Annotated in this window: 16 protein-coding genes; 7 read left to right on the forward strand and 9 right to left on the reverse strand. The window is 44.9% G+C overall.

Going from position 1 to position 17,296, the window contains the following annotated elements; translation table 11 throughout:
* Positions 1 to 26: 26 nt before the first annotated feature.
* Positions 27 to 1,052: a substrate-binding periplasmic protein gene (locus ACX5J7_RS09310; protein ID WP_015068252.1), complete on the forward strand. Its 1,026-nt coding sequence runs from the start codon at positions 27 to 29 to the stop codon at positions 1,050 to 1,052.
* 24 nt (positions 1,053 to 1,076) lie between these two features.
* Here the strand turns inward: ACX5J7_RS09310 and ACX5J7_RS09315 are convergent, their stop codons facing one another.
* Positions 1,077 to 3,803 carry an ATP-binding protein gene (locus tag ACX5J7_RS09315; RefSeq protein ID WP_024017085.1) on the reverse strand — a complete coding sequence of 909 codons (2,727 nt, stop codon included), beginning with the start codon at positions 3,801 to 3,803 and terminating at the stop codon, positions 1,077 to 1,079.
* A gap of 226 nt (positions 3,804 to 4,029) precedes the next feature.
* Here ACX5J7_RS09315 and ACX5J7_RS09320 point away from each other — a divergent pair, with 226 nt between their 5' ends.
* From ACX5J7_RS09320 to ACX5J7_RS09335, 4 genes are all read left to right on the forward strand, one after another.
* Positions 4,030 to 4,587, forward strand: coding sequence for a GbsR/MarR family transcriptional regulator (locus ACX5J7_RS09320; RefSeq protein ID WP_012519911.1), 558 nt, complete (start codon positions 4,030 to 4,032; stop codon positions 4,585 to 4,587).
* A gap of 11 nt (positions 4,588 to 4,598) precedes the next feature.
* A complete protein-coding gene (locus tag ACX5J7_RS09325; protein ID WP_012519910.1) occupies positions 4,599 to 5,972 on the forward strand; it encodes a cytochrome ubiquinol oxidase subunit I in 1,374 nt (457 codons plus the stop codon).
* An 11-nt stretch (positions 5,973 to 5,983) separates the two neighbouring features.
* Positions 5,984 to 6,991 carry a cytochrome d ubiquinol oxidase subunit II gene (locus ACX5J7_RS09330; RefSeq protein WP_024017086.1) on the forward strand — a complete coding sequence of 336 codons (1,008 nt, stop codon included), beginning with the start codon at positions 5,984 to 5,986 and terminating at the stop codon, positions 6,989 to 6,991.
* Between the two features lie 422 nt (positions 6,992 to 7,413).
* Positions 7,414 to 7,578 carry a hypothetical protein gene (locus ACX5J7_RS09335; RefSeq protein ID WP_012519908.1) on the forward strand — a complete coding sequence of 55 codons (165 nt, stop codon included), beginning with the start codon at positions 7,414 to 7,416 and terminating at the stop codon, positions 7,576 to 7,578.
* Between the two features lie 58 nt (positions 7,579 to 7,636).
* Here the strand turns inward: ACX5J7_RS09335 and ACX5J7_RS09340 are convergent, their stop codons facing one another.
* From ACX5J7_RS09340 to prlC, 8 genes are all read right to left on the reverse strand, one after another.
* Positions 7,637 to 8,119 carry an Lrp/AsnC family transcriptional regulator gene (locus ACX5J7_RS09340; RefSeq protein WP_012519907.1) on the reverse strand — a complete coding sequence of 161 codons (483 nt, stop codon included), beginning with the start codon at positions 8,117 to 8,119 and terminating at the stop codon, positions 7,637 to 7,639.
* 117 nt (positions 8,120 to 8,236) lie between these two features.
* Positions 8,237 to 8,881: a hypothetical protein gene (locus tag ACX5J7_RS09345; RefSeq protein WP_024017087.1), complete on the reverse strand. Its 645-nt coding sequence runs from the start codon at positions 8,879 to 8,881 to the stop codon at positions 8,237 to 8,239.
* Positions 8,882 to 9,144: 263 nt separating this feature from the next.
* Positions 9,145 to 9,354: a transcription antiterminator/RNA stability regulator CspE gene (gene cspE, locus ACX5J7_RS09350; RefSeq protein ID WP_012519905.1), complete on the reverse strand. Its 210-nt coding sequence runs from the start codon at positions 9,352 to 9,354 to the stop codon at positions 9,145 to 9,147.
* A 294-nt stretch (positions 9,355 to 9,648) separates the two neighbouring features.
* Entirely contained in the window at positions 9,649 to 11,277 is a 1,629-nt protein-coding gene (ubiB, locus tag ACX5J7_RS09355) for a ubiquinone biosynthesis regulatory protein kinase UbiB (RefSeq protein WP_498706940.1), read from the reverse strand.
* Positions 11,278 to 11,300: 23 nt separating this feature from the next.
* On the reverse strand, positions 11,301 to 11,936 hold the full coding sequence (locus tag ACX5J7_RS09360; RefSeq protein WP_498706942.1) for a ubiquinone biosynthesis accessory factor UbiJ: 636 nt from the start codon (positions 11,934 to 11,936) through the stop codon (positions 11,301 to 11,303).
* Positions 11,936 to 12,721: a bifunctional demethylmenaquinone methyltransferase/2-methoxy-6-polyprenyl-1,4-benzoquinol methylase UbiE gene (gene ubiE / locus ACX5J7_RS09365; protein ID WP_012519902.1), complete on the reverse strand. Its 786-nt coding sequence runs from the start codon at positions 12,719 to 12,721 to the stop codon at positions 11,936 to 11,938. Before ubiE ends, ACX5J7_RS09360 begins: the two co-directional genes overlap by 1 nt.
* Positions 12,722 to 12,835: 114 nt before the next feature.
* A complete protein-coding gene (locus tag ACX5J7_RS09370) occupies positions 12,836 to 13,537 on the reverse strand; it encodes a DNA-3-methyladenine glycosylase I (RefSeq protein WP_348681066.1) in 702 nt (233 codons plus the stop codon).
* 6 nt (positions 13,538 to 13,543) lie between these two features.
* Positions 13,544 to 15,580 carry an oligopeptidase A gene (prlC, locus tag ACX5J7_RS09375; RefSeq protein WP_020744409.1) on the reverse strand — a complete coding sequence of 679 codons (2,037 nt, stop codon included), beginning with the start codon at positions 15,578 to 15,580 and terminating at the stop codon, positions 13,544 to 13,546.
* A gap of 303 nt (positions 15,581 to 15,883) precedes the next feature.
* On the opposite strand from prlC, the gene ACX5J7_RS09380 reads away from it, so the two are divergent.
* A complete protein-coding gene (locus ACX5J7_RS09380) occupies positions 15,884 to 16,444 on the forward strand; it encodes a response regulator (RefSeq protein WP_498706946.1) in 561 nt (186 codons plus the stop codon).
* A 21-nt stretch (positions 16,445 to 16,465) separates the two neighbouring features.
* Complete coding sequence (locus ACX5J7_RS09385; protein WP_498706948.1) at positions 16,466 to 17,290, forward strand: phosphate/phosphite/phosphonate ABC transporter substrate-binding protein; 825 nt, start codon at positions 16,466 to 16,468, stop codon at positions 17,288 to 17,290.
* The last annotated feature ends 6 nt before the right edge of the window (positions 17,291 to 17,296 follow it).

Genomic DNA, 17,296 nt, shown 5'->3' on the forward strand with positions numbered 1-17,296 from the left:
TGCATAATGGCAGTAGGGAGATTTTTTTGGGTAAATTCAGCGCGTTCCCGTTTACTCGTTTTACTCGAACCTTAGGTACACTAGGGCTTAGCTGTGCGCTTTATTTTTCTCACACCTTTACACTTCACGCAGCACCCCTTACGCTCGCCGCGTCATCTTTTGAAACCTATATCAGCGATGATGGAGAGCCCGCCAGAATTAATGCACTCTTAGCAGCGATATTTCAAAAGGCTAACCTTGATGTTGAACTACGGGTTATGCGCAGCGCATTTTTAGGCAGTTCGGTACTTACCGGCAAAGTCGATGGTGAATTCGCTTTTGTAGATTTAGGGGAAACCACCAGCCACTTGGTACTTTCTGACATTTATCTGCCTATTTACCTGTACGCTGTCAGCAAGAGCCCCGACGTTGAAGAAGTCAGGTTATTCCCCCACTTGAAAGATAACCGGGTAGCTATTGAAAATCGCTTTGCTAATACGCCTTCATTTAGGTTACTTAAAAACATAAAGTGGTCGCGTAACCCCAGTACCTTCGACGCCTTCCGCCAACTAGCGGACGACCGGGCACCGTTTCTTATTACAACGCAGTTACTTGCCCGTGAGCTTAATATTTTACTAGCAAACGATAACGAGGAAACCTTACATTACTCGGCCAAGCCTTTAGCTAAAACGGGCTTTCAGTTAGCAATAAATAAAAACGTGGCAAACGCAGAACGTTTGATGAAGCAATTTAATGAAACCGTTTTAGCAATGCAAGATAGCGGTAAGTTTAACAAGCCTCTTGCCATCGCGTGGTTAACAAAAGACGTAAACAATGACGGCGCGGCCGACTTTATTGGTCACAGTAGTATTACTACGGCATCAGATTTACTAAGCACCGCCTATTCGTTAGACGGTAAACCTACGTCAGATGACAGCGTGTTCTACATTGATGGTGAAGTTTTTGACTCATTTGATGAAGCTAAGGCTGCACTTAACATACAGAAAAGCCCAGTTAAGCAAGAGTCGCAGTTAGACAAAACCACCTACCAGCGGTTATTGCAACGCTGGTAGTGGTTGTTCGCGAATGTTTCTTTGTCACAAATTGGAAGTTTCGGGCATATACATTTCTAAAATAGTCAGTAGCTCTTCCCCGTCCACTGGCTTAGAAACATAGTTGCTAAAGCCTGCTTTGAGCGCTTTAACTCTGTCTGATGTATATGCATAGGCGGTTAGCGCTACAGCATTTAGCTTGGCAATTTCAGGATTTTGGCTAGCGCGCATTTTCAATACCAACCCCAAGCCGTCCAATTCAGGCATACCGATATCAGAAAGCAATAAGTCGAAGGCTTCAGGTATGTCGTTCAGCTCTTTCCACGCCAGCAGCCCGTTTTTCACCACGTTTACTCGAGCGCCATTAGATTCTAAAAATAGTTTTATGAAGTCGCGCGCGTCCTGTTCGTCTTCGGCAACCAAAATTCGAAGGCCATTTAAACGCAGTGACTCAGTCAAATCGCTAATTTCAGTATTTTTGGTTTCAACGATATCATCGTGCAAGCTTAACGGAGCGATAGGTAGCGTAATGTTGAAACTGGTGCCTGTATTGGGTCCATCACTGTGGACTTGAATTTCGCCGCCGTGCATCTCCACCAAGCTTTTGACAATTGATAAACCTAGCCCCAAGCCGTGCTTGTTATGCGAGTCTTTGCCTTGGTAAAAGCGCTCAAAAACATGGGCTACCTGCTCCTGAGTCATTCCTTTCCCATTATCTTTTACACGCAAAGTATAATTGGAATGCTCCCTCCTACCACGTACGTGTACCGTACCGCCTTTGGAAGTAAATTTAAGCGCGTTGCTCAATAGGTTGTTAATAACCTGCTTAATACGTAAGTTGTCGCCTAAAATCTGAGTATGCTCATCTTCACAGCTAATAGATAGCTGAATATTCTTACTGGCAAACCCCGCTTCAAACGATTTCGCAACCTCTGAGATAGAAGAAGCGATATTCAAAGAATGGGTGCTCAGTTTCATCGTGCCTGAAATAATGCGTGATAAGTCGAGAATGTCATTGATAAGCGCAGCTTGTGTAGAAGCAGCACGCTTAATCACCCCTAATGCATCAGTCATTCTATCGACGTTTGATACATCCATTAGCGCTAAGTCTGTCCAACCTACAATAGAATTAAGCGGGGAGCGCAGCTCGTGAGATATACTCGCCAGAAACTGATCTTTGGCTTTATCTAGCTCTTCTAGCTTACTTATCTGTTTGTCCAATGACGCTTTCAAGCTTAGCGCATAAGGAATAAATAGATGATCAAACCCTTCTATAATTAGCTTGTCATCTTCGCTCCATTCGACTGACTCATCAGCCACACTCTGCAAATACATGTCAAAAGAGTTGCGTGGTGTAAGCGACTTTCCAACGTCTTTTTTCGCCGCTTCTTTACCGGCCCAACGAATTGTTTTATCGCGCGGTTCACGGAACCACACTGTGAAGTACCCAAGCTTAGCCGACACGCAGGAGATATACATACCCCGTATACCATTTAAAGCACAACCATCCGACACTTCATTGGCTAAACGATTTACTGCTAACGACTGCTCAGAGTCGATAATTGAGTATTTATTGAGTAGCTGCGTAAGGGTTTTCTCTGACGGGGTTTTACCCACATAGTAATTACCCGTTGGCGTAATAACCGCCATACCACAGGCATCAGCCACGTCGAGTAAAGCGGTTTCTTTTTGAGAAATAGCCTCAAGCGGATTAGAGTAAGATGTAAGTTGATGCACGATATTGTTCAGCTTTCGCTGGCGCATCTGGAACTGCTCTTTTCTAGTGTGAAGTGCTTTGGTGTGCATTTGCCAAGCATAAAGGTGTCCAAGGGACTCACACACTAAGCGTTTCTTTTGATCGATGTACTTAGGCTCACTGTTGTGACATGCTAGCAAGCCCCATAGTTTACCCTCAAATACTAACGACACAGAAAATGAAGAGCGTATGCCCATATTTTTTAAGTATTCGATATGAACAGGAGAGACAGACCTCACCATGGACATAGACAAATCTAATGGCGGGCGCTCGGCTTCGAGTATTGAGGGTTGCAATGGTGTAGGCTGCTCCTCGACATCAAATACACATCGCACCCGGTTTTTCAGATAGAGTTCGCGCGCTTGTTTAGGAATGTCAGAGGCAGGAAACTTTAACCCCTTAAATGAACGAGAAATTGACTCACAGGCTTCACCTATGACCTCCCCGCAATATGCATCATCAAATTGATAAACCATCACCGAGTCGAAGCCGATATACTGTTTAAATACCTTCGCTATTGCATCTGCAACATCGCCAATCGACTCTTTATCGTCGACGTTAGGTAGTAGCGCGCGAATGTCAACATCCATCGGCACCCACTGCTGCGCGGCCTCATAACTTAGCTGTGGTGTTGGCTCTAGCTCTATCACTAATAGCCCGTTAGAATCGAAGGCTACGCCGCTGCCTTCTTTTTCCCAGTCATCAAGCCATAGGGCGTTCTTAGAAAACTTCCACTGATATGCATGGCGAACGTTTCCCCCTTTAACCGTTTCATATATGGTCTGAAAAGTAGGCGCATCTGGAGACGGAATATCGATGAGTTCGGTAACAAGCGTTTCACCTGCAACAATCTCTACTTTGAATAAATCTTTTATGTTCTCACTGAATACTTGTACTTTTTTGGTATCGGGATTTATCGCGATTACGTAACCGAAACTTTGAACGCTTTCGATAAGATGAATAGCTTCGTCTTCGCAGTTTTGAAGTGAAGACTGAGAAATGTGATTTTGATGCATTACCTTACGCCGAGAAATAAAGAAAGCGTGCTTTCATGGTTGGAGTGTTGAACGTTGTCACGATAACAACTTACCAAGAAAAAATCATTCAATATCGAAGAAACTCGCCTAATTAAGAAACACTAATCTGTGAATTAAAAAAAGCTAACAGAGCCAAATAAAACTTGTATTTTTTGATCTGGCGCAATAAACTTTCAGTAAATTCTGAAACTTCTGGAATATAAAAATGAAGATGACGCCTTTAATTACTTCTGCTGTTATGCACTTTGGCGAAATGGGAAGTCGCTGGGGTTTTAATAGAACGGTGGGGCAAATACTTGCTCTTATTGTTCTTAATGAAGAGCCAATTTCAGCACAGGAGATTGCTGACGCGCTGAATATCTCCAGAGGCAATACAAGTATGGGCTTAAAAGAGCTTCAGTCGTGGCGTTTGGTTAAGCAGCACCATGTTCCAGGCGAAAGGAAAGAATTTTTTGTGCCTGCAGGTGATATCTGGACATTGGCTAACCGGGTATTTGAAGAGCGCAGGAAGCGAGAGATAGATCCAACCATGAGCTTACTTCGGGATTTGTTACTCGATGCACCTGCCAATGAAAAAGAAGCAAACGCTCAACATAAACTGAACGAAATTCACGATTTACTCGAATCAATTACGGCATGGTCCGAAGAGCTTCAAAATCTTGGACCAGAAAAGCTTAACACGCTGATGAAGCTAGGTTCTGGCGTAGGCCGTATGCTTGAGCTTAAGGACAAGCTACTTCCGGGAAAAAACAGCGTTAACTAAGGGGGCTCTCTGTGGATGCATTCTTGCTGTCTCGTTTACAATTTGCGTTAAATATTAGTTTCCATATTTTATTTCCAACCATCACTATGGCAATGGGATGGTTTTTATTTTACTTCAAACTGCGCTCTAACATTTCAGGTCATCCTGTATGGATGCGTATGTATCGTTTTTGGGTACGTGTTTTTGCGCTAAGCTTCGCCTTAGGCGTAGTAAGCGGCGTTACCATGTCATTTCAGTTTGGTACTAACTGGCCAGGCTTTATGGAAAAAGTCGGCAATGTGGCAGGCCCCCTGTTAGGCTACGAGGTACTTACCGCCTTTTTCTTAGAAGCTACTTTTCTTGGCATTATGCTATTTGGCATACGCCGGGTGCCTAATTGGCTGCATACTGCATCTACTCTTATCGTAGCGCTTGGCACCACAACTTCAGCGTTTTGGATATTAGCACTAAATAGCTGGATGCAAACTCCACAAGGCTTCGAGGTAGTTGATGGCGTTGTGTATGCCACAAACTGGAAAGAAATTATCTTCAACCCCTCTTTCCCCTACCGCTTTGTACACATGATGTTGGCATCGGGCCTAACCGCTAGTTTTTTAATTGCCGGCTTGTCTGCTTATCGCATGTTAAAAGGTGACGACAAATTAGCCCCTAAACTTGCGCTTAAGACAGCAACTTACACAGCAGCAGTGTTAATTCCGCTACAAATATTTGCAGGCGACATGCACGGTTTAAATACCCTTGAACATCAACCGCAAAAAGTAGCGGCAATGGAAGGGCTTTGGGAAACCACTGAAGGTGCCCCCTTGCTACTTTTCGCCATACCCGATGAGGAAAGCAAAGAGAACCATTTTGAAATTCCCATTCCTTATGGCGCAAGTTTGATTCTTACTCACGAGCTTAAAGGCGAGATTAAAGGGCTTAATGAGTTCGAGGGAGAGCATCCGCCAGTTGCCCCTGTATTTTTTGGTTTTAGAGTCATGGTGGGCATGGGCATGTTGATGCTTGCTGTCTCGTGGCTGGGTAGTCTTTATCTTATGCGCAATAAAGCGTTTCCTCTGTGGCTTAAGCGCACGTTTGCGGGCATGGCGTTTAGCGGTTGGATAGCGACCCTTGCCGGTTGGTACGTGACCGAGATTGGAAGGCAACCTTACTTAGTCAGCGGCGTATTGAAAACCGCTGATGCGGTAACCCAGCTACCGCCTGGTAATATTGCCCTATCGTTTACGCTGTACTTGGTTATTTATACGGTCTTGCTAATAGCATACATGGGAACCTTAATGCTGATGTGTAGAAGAGCCGTAGAAATTGAAGAAATTACTACTGAGGAACGGGAAGTGGCTAAAGCAAAAATGCAGCCCAGCGAACCCGATCCTAGTACGGTTTAGGGAGAGCCATTATGTTTGAGAATGTATCAGCTGAAATGCTTGGTAATATTTACGTGGGTCTTCTTGGGCTATCGGTAATGCTGTATGCCATTTTGGACGGCTATGATTTGGGCGTGGGCGTATTAATCCCGCCTCGTACCGAGGCGTTTCGCGATGATATGATAGCGTCTATTGGGCCCTATTGGGATGCGAATGAAACATGGTTGGTGCTCGCTATTGGATTGCTCTTAATTGCCTTTCCTGAAGCACATAGCGAGTTTCTACAAACCTTGTACCTACCGGCCACATTTATGCTGCTAGGCTTAATACTGCGCGGGGTTGCGTTCGACTTTCGAGCAAAAGTGGTGCAGGTTAAAAAACGTAAATGGGACTTGGTGTTCAAATACGGTTCGTTACTAACCACTCTTGCTCAAGGTTATATGCTGGGTATTTACGTGACCGGGCTTCGCACTGATATATGGGCGCAAGGCTTTGCACTTTTAGCCGCTTTTGGTGTAACCGCGGCTTACGCTTTTATCGGGTCTTGCTGGTTAATTTTAAAAACCGAAGGTGAACTTCAGCAAAAAGCATACTACTGGGCACGCAGAGGATTAGGCGTTCTCGCCGTTGGCATTATTGCAGTAAGTATTGCTAATCTTACGCTGCATGATGATGTTAGGGCGCTATGGCTATCTGCGCCATGGGGATATGTGTTATTCGCTATTCCTTTGGCTAGCTTTGCTTTATTAGCACTATGCGGTGTGTTATTGAAAAAGTTACCAGATGCTGATGGTAAGGGCGAGTGGCTACCCTTCTTTATAGCGTTGCTTGTGTTTTTATTGTGCTTTAGCGCCTTTGCAATAAGTTACTATCCATTCATTATTCCTGGGCAAATGACGGTTTCAGAGGCATTAAGCGATGCTAACTCTCTGAGGTTTCTACTAGTAGGTGTAGTCATTGTCGTGCCGATCATTCTTGCCTATACCGCGATGGTTTATAAGATCTTTTCAGGTAAGTCTGAAAAACTATCGTATTATTAAGCGCAGGTTGATTGCCTGAAGAACGCAATGATCAAACGGCGTTAGGAAGATTGCTGCAGTTCGCGATCTTCAATCAGTTCTAGCAATAGTGAACATCACTAAGAGTCAGTGGTGTTCACTTTCTCTTCAACGCTATACTAAATATGTGTGATAGCGATCTTATATTTGCTTAAAACCCTTAGTTGGCAGTGTTCATTCGCTGTGGTGCGTTTCCAAAAATGCACCCCTTGCCTAACGTTTTAAAAATGATCCTTTCACCGAGATAAAGTATACCAATAACTAATAGTGTTAGATCTAATTAAGTCTACACTTAGGTGGTAAACAAAACTTAGTGCTGAAAAGCTGCTAATATTTTGTTGACATCAAACTGTAATATTACTATATTTTATTTGGGGAATTTTTTAATAGAAGGAGCCAACATTATGGAAAACGTATTCCATTCAATCTCACGGTTCTTCAAGCGCGCGCACCCCTATCCGGTAGCTCATTATATCGGCCGCAAAAATGCGCAGCGTATCTTAGGATGTAAAATCAAAAAGAAATCCAAGATATTCGCCGAACAGCACGTTGAAGACCAAAATCATTAAATTTATATGGGGCCCGTAAAACCGGCCCCATTTTTTATGGTTTCTCATGTTCCTATAGCTAAAGGTGGTTGAGCGGCACCGATGTAGTATATTTGATTTGCTCCATAGCGAAGCTAGAGGTGACGTCTGAAAACTCAAGGCCGTTCACAAGGCGTTTGTAGAAGTGGTCGAAGCAGTCCATGTCGGTTACCAAGACTTTCAGCAAGTAATCGTATTCCCCCGACATACGGTAGCACTCTACCACCTCATCAAAAGAAGCCGCGTGTTTAGCAAAAGACGCTAGCCATTTTCCATCGTGCCGCCCGGCTTTTACTTGTACAAACACGGTCATCGTTAGGCCTAGCTGCCTGGCCTGCAATAGGGCTACTCGCTTAGAAATAATCCCCTTTTCTTCAAGCTTTTGAATGCGGCGCCAGCATGGCGTTACGGTTAAACCCACTTGTTCGGCAATCTCTGCAACGGGCATGTCGCCATTGTGTTGCAGCAACCCTAAAATTGCCTTGTCCGTAGCATCTATTCCGTTTTGTTTATCATTGCGCATGGTGATGTATTGTTCTCATACAAATATTATTGGGCGTACGTTGGCGTAGAGCTTACCCATTCTTTGATATGCCGGGCCTTTCTAAAGGCTTGCTAGCGGCTTTCTATACCCCCTATCTTAAATCCACCACGGCTGACTAAAGTCTATATTTTCCGGCGCAATCTCGTATTGAAACGGCGGCGTAAACACGCTCCAAAACGCGTCTTCAAGATCTTTATCTACTATCTGTAGTTGACCGCTTTCGCGATAGCCACTTAGCAACGCCTTATAGGCATCAATAGGCATTTGAGGGTTAGATTGTCGAAAGATAACGCGCCCGCCGAATTCCTTGAACATAGCTTTTTCTACTTGGTACTGCATAACTTGTTTCGCCGCTACTTCTTCTATGGATTTAGACGCGCCTTCACCGGAGAATTGATCGCCAAACTTTTCTGTAAACTTGCTGACAAGCGCTTGGTTTAACGTGATGCCTTTTTGCGCAGCATAATCATTTAAAACCAATTCATAAATTCTATTAGACGCATTTACGCGAATAAGGTAGTTGAGCATTTCACCGTAACTTTCTTTGGCCTGCGCTTTTATTTCTTTACGCTCTTTTTCGCTAGGCATCACATCCGCACGTGTTACACGGGTTTTAAGCACAATGGCTAAAACATTTTTCTCTGCCTGTTGCTCTGCGACCGGTTCTGCGTTGGCAAACTGTGGGGTGAGTAACAAAGGCGCGCTAAGTAATGAAAAAAGAAAGCCAGATATAATGCGCATGACATACTCCCTTAAAATATCTGTAAAGAAGATAATTGGTACGGTGAGTAAAGCATTAAAGACTATCATCGCGCAACACTTGTAACCCGAAGGGTATAAACGCGGTAGATGAAGTGTCATTGAGAAAGGTGTTCAGGGCGTAGTTTGCGAGAAAGAATTTAAACCGCAACAAACCCGAGCTTTTATACTCGTGATGAGCAATAAGCCCTTTGAATAGGAATAGAAAGAAAAACGGCGGTCAAATGACCGCCGTTTTTGAATTCTTAGATAGCTTGCACGTTAGCAGCTTGAAGACCTTTTTGACCTTCTTCAACTTCAAATTCTACTCGCTGACCTTCTGGAAGCGTTTTGTAACCGTCAGAGATAATCGCACGGAAATGAACGAATACGTCCTTGCCGCCATTATCTTGTGTTAGAAAACCGTAACCTTTATCAGCGTTGAACCACTTAACTGTGCCTGTAACTTTAGACATGTCGTATAGACCTCAAATATCGTATTAAATTGCGCATAAGCGCGTGTAACTTAGTTTCTTTAGAGTCTTCAAATGGGCGGAGTATTGGGTCTTACTTACGAATGGACAAACAACTTACAACAAATTACCGGGTAACTCGAGTGGTTTTACATATAGCAAATAATACAAAATCGCGTCTATCTAAAGACTTTGGCTAAGAGCCAATAGCACTATAACACTCTTCGGGATAATTAATACACAAATTAATCACTAAACTGCGGATTTCATAAATATTTCACCGCAGCGTAACAAAAATTAGAGCCCTTTTCGCCAAGCCAAGTACCAACAAACAGCGCCAACAACGCCACTTATTGCAGGGAAATACCACGATAAGTCGTAAAGTGGCAATACTGCTGATATTAGAACAAAGGTCGCGCCCACCACACTAAGGTGAGTGGTCTGAGTTGTTTTCTTTTGCTCTTGAAGGAGTGCTAAATGTGCCCTTTGCTGCTGTAATGGCAGCCGTTTCATCTGCTGTAAACTGTCATAAAGCAGGTCTGGCATTTCAGGCAGTTTTTCCGACCAAAACGGCAGGTTGTCTTTTACCTTGCCCATCATGGCAGTAAAGCCTATTTGCTCTTTCATCCAGTTTTCTAGAAACGGCTTTGCGGTTTTCCACAAATCTAGCTGAGGGTAAAGCTGCCTGCCCAATCCTTCGATATACAGTAGCGTTTTCTGCAGCAGCACTAGCTGTGGCTGAACCACCATGTTGAAACGACGCGCGGTATTAAAAAGCTGCATTAGCACGTTACCAAAAGAAATTTCGGCAAGTGGCTTTTGGAAAATTGGCTCACACACCGTGCGTATGGCCATTTCAAATTCATCAATGTTGGTATCTTGAGGTACCCACCCCGAATCGGCGTGAAGTTGCGCCACTTTGCGATAATCGCGATTGAAAAACGCAATAAAGTTTTCTGCCAAGTAGCGTTTGTCTTCGCGATTAAGGGTGCCCACAATACCAAAGTCGATAGCAATATACTTGGGGTTTTCAGGGTGCTCGGTTGACACAAAAATGTTGCCTGGGTGCATATCGGCGTGGAAAAAACTGTCGCGGAAAACTTGCGTAAAAAACACTTCTACTCCGCGTTCCGCCAGCTTTTTCATGTTGGTATTCTGGGTAAGTAGTGCATCGATATTTGAAATGGGCAGGCCGTATATGCGCTCCATGACCAATACGTTACTTCTACAGTAGTCGCTGTATATCTTAGGTACATATAGTGCGTCAGAGCCTTCAAAATTGCGTCCTAGTTGAATACCGTTGGCTGACTCTCGAAGAAGATCTAATTCATCCACTATGGTTTTACGGTACTCCACTACCACCTCAACAGGGCGAAGGCGCTTCCCGTCAGGCAGCCATCGTTGCAGCACATTAGCCAAGCTAAAAAGTAACTCCATATCGGCCACAATGGTGTCGCGGATATCAGGTCGCAGCACCTTTACAACAACGTCTTCATTGTTGTGCATAAGCTTTGCCGCATGCACTTGTGCAATAGAAGCAGACGCGAGCGGAGATGTTTCAAACTCGCTGAATAATTCATTTAAATCTTTGAGGCCTAACGCCTGCCTAATAATGTCTTGGGCAGCATCTGATGAGAATGGCGGTACTTTGTCTTGTAATCGGGCAAGCTCGTTAGCGATGGCGGGAGGCAAAAGGTCGCGACGAGTAGAAAGCATTTGACCAAATTTGATAAAGACGGGGCCAAGATTTTGTAGCGCAAGGGTGATACGCTCCCCTGCTGATTTGCCTTTGTGTTTGTTTCTTACCCAGAAAATGGAATGACGCATAGCACGTGCGTACCAGGGTAACCACTTTGCTGGAATTAAATCGTCTAAGCCGTGTTCCAACAATACCTTGTTAATTCGGTATAACCTAACAATACGCATCTATGAGCCTGTTTCTTTTAATCTTACTTTAACTTTTCTTCGAGTCGACGTAATCGGGCGTCTGCGCTTTCGGTCCTATCACGCAGTGCATTAACTTCATCGCTAAAATGCATAACGGCCAGCTTGTGGGCCGCTAGCTGTTTTTCTTCTACTACAGCATTGCCCAATACACTTGCTACTGAAGACAGTGCCGATAGCGCTTTTTCGTGCACGGCTTTGGCCGTTTTCACCGTTTGATGCGCAACCACATCATTGGTTTTTTGCGCCAGTAGTTCTTCAACATCTATATCAAGCTGCTGAAACAGTGCACTAACCTGCTGGGCTACATTAAGCTCGCCCTCTAAAAATAGGGCTTTTTGCTGTATGAGGCGGGTTAACTGACTGGTTTCTTTAAGCTCGGGCAAGATTTGTAGCGATGTTTTAATGCAGCAATCTTTAGGGCCAAGGGCGGCAACGGCATCGTCGAACGAGCCTTGCTCGGTTAACACATCGACACGCTCTGAAAATGACAATGTTATGCCATAGGGGAGCGGCGAAATGAACGCAGACAATCTGGCCCCGCTGAGCGACTTTAGCCTTTTCTGGCTAGTCTCATCTAACGACAACAGCTTATTGATTATCGATTCAGCAGTCGCGGCAACAAGCGCAGAGGTAGGCATTAAAACTTATATCCTCTGTGCAGCGCTACGATTCCCCCGGTTAGGTTCTGATAATCGCACTGTTCAAAACCGGCTTGTTCAAACATGCCTTTTAGGGTTTCTTGATCTGGATGCATGCGAATACTTTCCGCAAGATATTGGTAGCTTTCTGCATCGTTCGCCACTAGCTGCCCCATTTTAGGTAAAATGTGAAACGAATACATATCGTAAAGCTTGCTAAGCTGCTCGGTAGTAGGCTTTGAAAATTCGAGAACGAGTAGCCTTCCACCCGGCTTTAACACGCGATAAATAGAATTAAGCGCATTTTGCTTTTCTGTAACGTTGCGAAGACCAAATGCCATGGTCACTACGTCGAAATGGTTGTCTGGAAACGGCAAGGCTTCAGCGTCAGCTTGCACATAATCGATGTTGCTTACCAAGCCGCGGTCGCGAAGTTTATCGCGCCCTACTTTAAGCATAGAAAGGTTTATGTCAGCAAGCGTAACCCGACCGGTTGGGCCCACAAGGCGAGAAAATTTAGCCGTAAGGTCGCCTGTTCCACCGGCAATATCCAATACTTTATTGCCTGCTCGTACACCACTGCAATCAATTGTGAAGCGTTTCCACAAGCGATGCACTCCCATAGACATAAGGTCGTTCATGACGTCGTACTTCGCTGCAACAGAGTCGAAAACGTTGGCGACCAAAGACGCTTTCTGTCCCTTATCTACCTGTTTAAAACCAAAGTGTGTCGTTTGCTCGGTCGCAGTGTCTACTTGCGTAGCTGGAGTCTGATTGTCGCTCATGACAGTCCTGTAATTTGAATATTTTTCTTAATGCTGAAGTGTATAGGAATGTGTAGCCAAGCAAAAGCTTTATGCCCCACTTGTGCGTTAGGCATAGAGCTTTGCGTTGAGCCTCTAAGCAGGCCTGTTATTCGTGCCCCAGCTAAAGGCCACAATAGCACTTATTTCTTGAAGCGAACGCCCACTTTCTTTATACCACTGCGCAAACGCGGCATTAGCGGCAGTTAACGACTTTTTAGACGTTAGGCCGCCGTCAACAATATCGTGTTTGCGCAAATAATCTTCAACATCGCGAGAGAATAAAAAGGTATCTATTCCCAATGCACGTAACATGTAAGGGCCCGTATTTCCGCCTAAGCGGGCGCCGCGCTTTTTCATAAACGCCCAAAGCTCGGTTATGTTTTCTTTGCCAAAACTTGCAACAAACTTACCGAAGCTACCGTGCTCCATAGTCACATCTTTTATCATCATGGCGTTGTCGCGCACCGTCATGACTTTCTTGTAGTTGCGCACAATGCGCTTATCTAATGCTTTTTGCTCTAGCATTTCATCGGGCATTAACAGTACTTTGTCGGTATTAAAGCCGAAAAATACGGTTTCAAAGTCTGGCCATTTTTGCTCGATTACCCGCCACACAAAGCCCGACTTGAAGACTTGCTTGGTCATGGCGGCCAGGAAACGGTCGTCGGGTATAGCTTCAACTTCAGCTTTTGAAAGCGGCGCTTGAAGCATAGCTTCAAGCGCCCTTTCTCCGCCTTTGCGCTCACATGCACGGCGGTAAATAGATTGAAAAGACTCTGCCTTAGAACCTGCCATAGCTACTTAGCCCTTAATACCACTATGACGCAACAGCGCATCTACCTTAGGCTCGCGCCCTCTAAAGGCCACAAATAAATCCATGGGTGGTTTGCTACCGCCCATTTCCAAAATGTTTTCCAGAAAGGCTTTGCCGGTATCTCGATTGAAGATACCGTCTTCCTCGAACTTGCTATACGCATCGGCAGAAAGTACTTCTGCCCACTTATAGCTGTAATACCCCGCAGCGTAACCACCGGCAAAAATATGACCAAAGCCATTTTGAAAACGGTTGAACGATGGTGGAATAACCACAGCGACTTCTTCACGCACTTTATCTAGCGTACCCTGTACATCAACGTCGCCGCCTTTTTCGCTATGCAATAGAAAATCGAAAAGACTGAATTCAAGCTGACGTACCATTTGCATAGCCGATTGATAATCTCTGGCTGCGAGCATACGATCTAATAAGTCGGCAGGTAATGGCTCTCCTGTTTCATAGTGACCTGAAATAAAGTTAAGCGCGTCTTCTTCCCAGCACCAGTTTTCCAAAAACTGGCTAGGCAGCTCTACGGCATCCCAAGGTACACCGTTTATACCCGATACGCCGGCAACGCGCATTTTGGTGAGCATGTGGTGAATACCATGGCCAAATTCATGGAATAAGGTAACCACTTCATCGTGGGTAAATAAAGCAGGCTTGTCGCCTACCGGCGCATTGAAGTTACAGGTTAGGTACGCTACCGGTAATTGTAATTCACCATTCATTGTTTCACGACGCACGCGGCATTCGTCCATCCACGCGCCGCCGCGTTTTTTCGCACGGGCATAAAGATCTAAATAGAAGCTACCGCGTAGAGCATCTGCATCATCGGTAATGGTGAAATAGCGCACGTCTTTATGCCAAGTATCTATGCCAGGCTGTTCGATAATTTTTAAACCATACAGACGATGAACAACCTCAAATAAGCCCGACAGCACTTTGTCTTCTGGGAAATACGGGCGTAGCATTTCATCAGAGATGGTGTACTTTTCCTGCTTAAGCTTTTCGCTGTAATAGGGTAAATCCCATGCCGCAAGCTCCGTTACGCCATGCTTGTCTCTTGCATAGGCTTTCACTTCTTCAAGCTCGCGCTCCGCTTGTGGTTTAGACTTGGCGGCCAAATCGCGCAAAAAGCCAATAACTTGATCTGTCGAGTCTGCCATTTTGGTAGCCAGCGAACGCTCTGCGTAGCTAGAGAAACCCAGTAACTCAGCCAGTTCGGTACGCAGCGTTAGGGTTTCTTTGATGATATCTGTGTTATCCCACTTACCTGCATTTGGGCCTTGTTCCGAGGCTTTAGTTGAATAAGCGCGGTACATTTCTTCGCGCAGTTCGCGGTTGTCAGCATACAGCATAACGGGCAAGTAAGAGGGGATATCAAGGGTAAATAGCCAACCCTGAAGATCTTTTTGATGAGCAGCTTGAGCCGCAGCCTCTAGGGCAGACTCTGGCATGCCGGCTAGTTCAGCTTCGTCGGTCACATGTTTTGTCCAGCCCATAGTCGCGTCCATCACGTTATTAGAAAACGTCGATGACAGCTCGCTTAGCTTAGCTTGGATTTCCGCAAAGCGTTTCTTCTGTTCTACGGGTAATGCTACGCCAGAAAGGGTGAAATCACGCACAGCGTTTTCTATGACTTTTTGCTGCTCTTCGCTTAGGGATTCAAATTCGTCAGATGCCTTAAGCTCAGCATAAGCATTATACAAACCTTCATGCTGCCCTACCCACGTTCCGTACTCTGATAAAAGCGGTAGGCAGGCATCGTGCGCATCGCGCAGCTCATCGCTGCTTACCACACTATTCATGTGAGATAACGGCGAAAACATTTTGCTTAAACGGTCATCGACTTCTTCAAGGCGAAGCACCAAGTTCTTGTAAGAATAATCTTTTGAAGCCACCACTTCCTCGATTTCACTCTTACATGCTGCAATGGCTTTTTCTACAGCAGGCTTAATAGTGTCTGGTTCAATCGCGGAAAAAATAGGTAGTCCATCTACCTTTTCAATTGCAGGGGTTGTCATAATTTTTTCACTCTTAACACATTGATAGAATAATGATGGGGCTTCACTGATTAAAAGCAAGCTATTGTTTAGCCTGCTGTTGACCTATCTTGATACTACTTCTAGTCTTACGGTTAGGATCAGGACATCGCGTTGCCCCTGTTGAGGGCATAGAGGTAACGCTCGTTATAACGAAATGCTTTTATATGTCGCGTTTGCGAAAACCAAAGCTGTCACAAATGTCACATTTCATCCTTTTGTCTACTTTGTCTCCTCCTTATATGCAGACTATAATTCCGTTTATTATTTCAACAAGGCAAAGCCATGAAAACGTTAACCTCAGGCGAGATAGCCTCATACTGCGACGTCAATCTACGCACCGTCATTCGATGGATTGAAAGCGGCAAGCTTAAGGGTTTTAAACTTCCCGGCCGTGGTAACAATAGAGTGCTGGTTGAAGACTTTGTTGTGTTTCTTGAGCGCCATGACATGCCAATTCCAGATGCGTTAAGAGGCGTTGCGTCACCGTCTATTCTTATCGTCGATGACGAAATGCCTGTTGCCAAGTCGATTCAGCGGGTTGCCCGGCGCGCAGGCTTCGACTCCTACATTGCTACAGGCGGCTTCCAAGCGGGAATAATGCTTAGTCAGTACGAACCCAAGGTTATGACCTTAGATTTAAGTATGCCGGGAATGGATGGTTACAGCGTTATCGAGTTTACGCGGGACCAAAGCAAGTACAAAGATTTAAAGATAGTCGTTATCTCTGCTTTAGATGATATTAGCCTTGAGCGCGCACTAGAGATAGGCGCAGATGCCACTCTTCAAAAGCCTTTCTCAAATCACGACCTAACATCAACACTAGAACAGTTTATGTCTTGGTAGTGTAACAACAAAGGAGGTTATATGGGCAGTTCAATACACCGCATTGTCATAACGCTATGTTTTGTTTTTAGTACTTTTTCAGTAAATGCCAAGCCTCTAACATTCGGTGTAGTCCCCCAACAGTCAGCAAAGAAGATGGCTGAAAATTGGCAGCCGTTAATAGATTATCTCAGTACGTATACCGGTCTTAGTATAGAGTTTAAGACTGCTAAAGACATTCCTACCTTTGAAGCCAATCTGGCCAAAGGAGCATACGATATCGCTTACATGAACCCTTATCACTTCGTTGTTTTTAACGAAACGGCGGGCTACCGTGCGCTTGCTCATCAACGAAACAAAAAAATTCAAGGGCTCATCGTGGTAGAAAAAGACAGCCCCATACAATCTTTAAGTGAATTATCCGGTACTGAGATAGCGTTTCCTGCACCCGCGGCGTTTGCGGCTACTATTATTACTAGTACCTATCTTCGCAAAAATAACATCGCATTCATTCCACGCTATGTGAACTCTCACGATTCAGTTTACCTAGCCGTTCAGCGCAAGTTCTTTAAAGCCGGCGGTGGTATTTTGCGCACGCTTAATGCAACGCAAGGGGAAGTGCGAAGCGACCTACGGGTGCTATGGAAGAGCCAAGGTTATACGCCTCATCCCATCACAACAAGCCCAAACATGGCGCAAGGTGACAGACAGGCTATTCTTAATGGGTTAATGGCGTTATCCAACGACACCAGCAAATCGTCAGTTCTAAAACGTATCGGGTTAAGTGGTTTTATAGCTTCCAACGACAGTGATTGGGACGACGTACGCGCGTTAGGTATTGCGTCGCTCTCTAGACCACACTTGTGAGTTATT

Source organism: Alteromonas infernus (assembly GCF_902705815.1).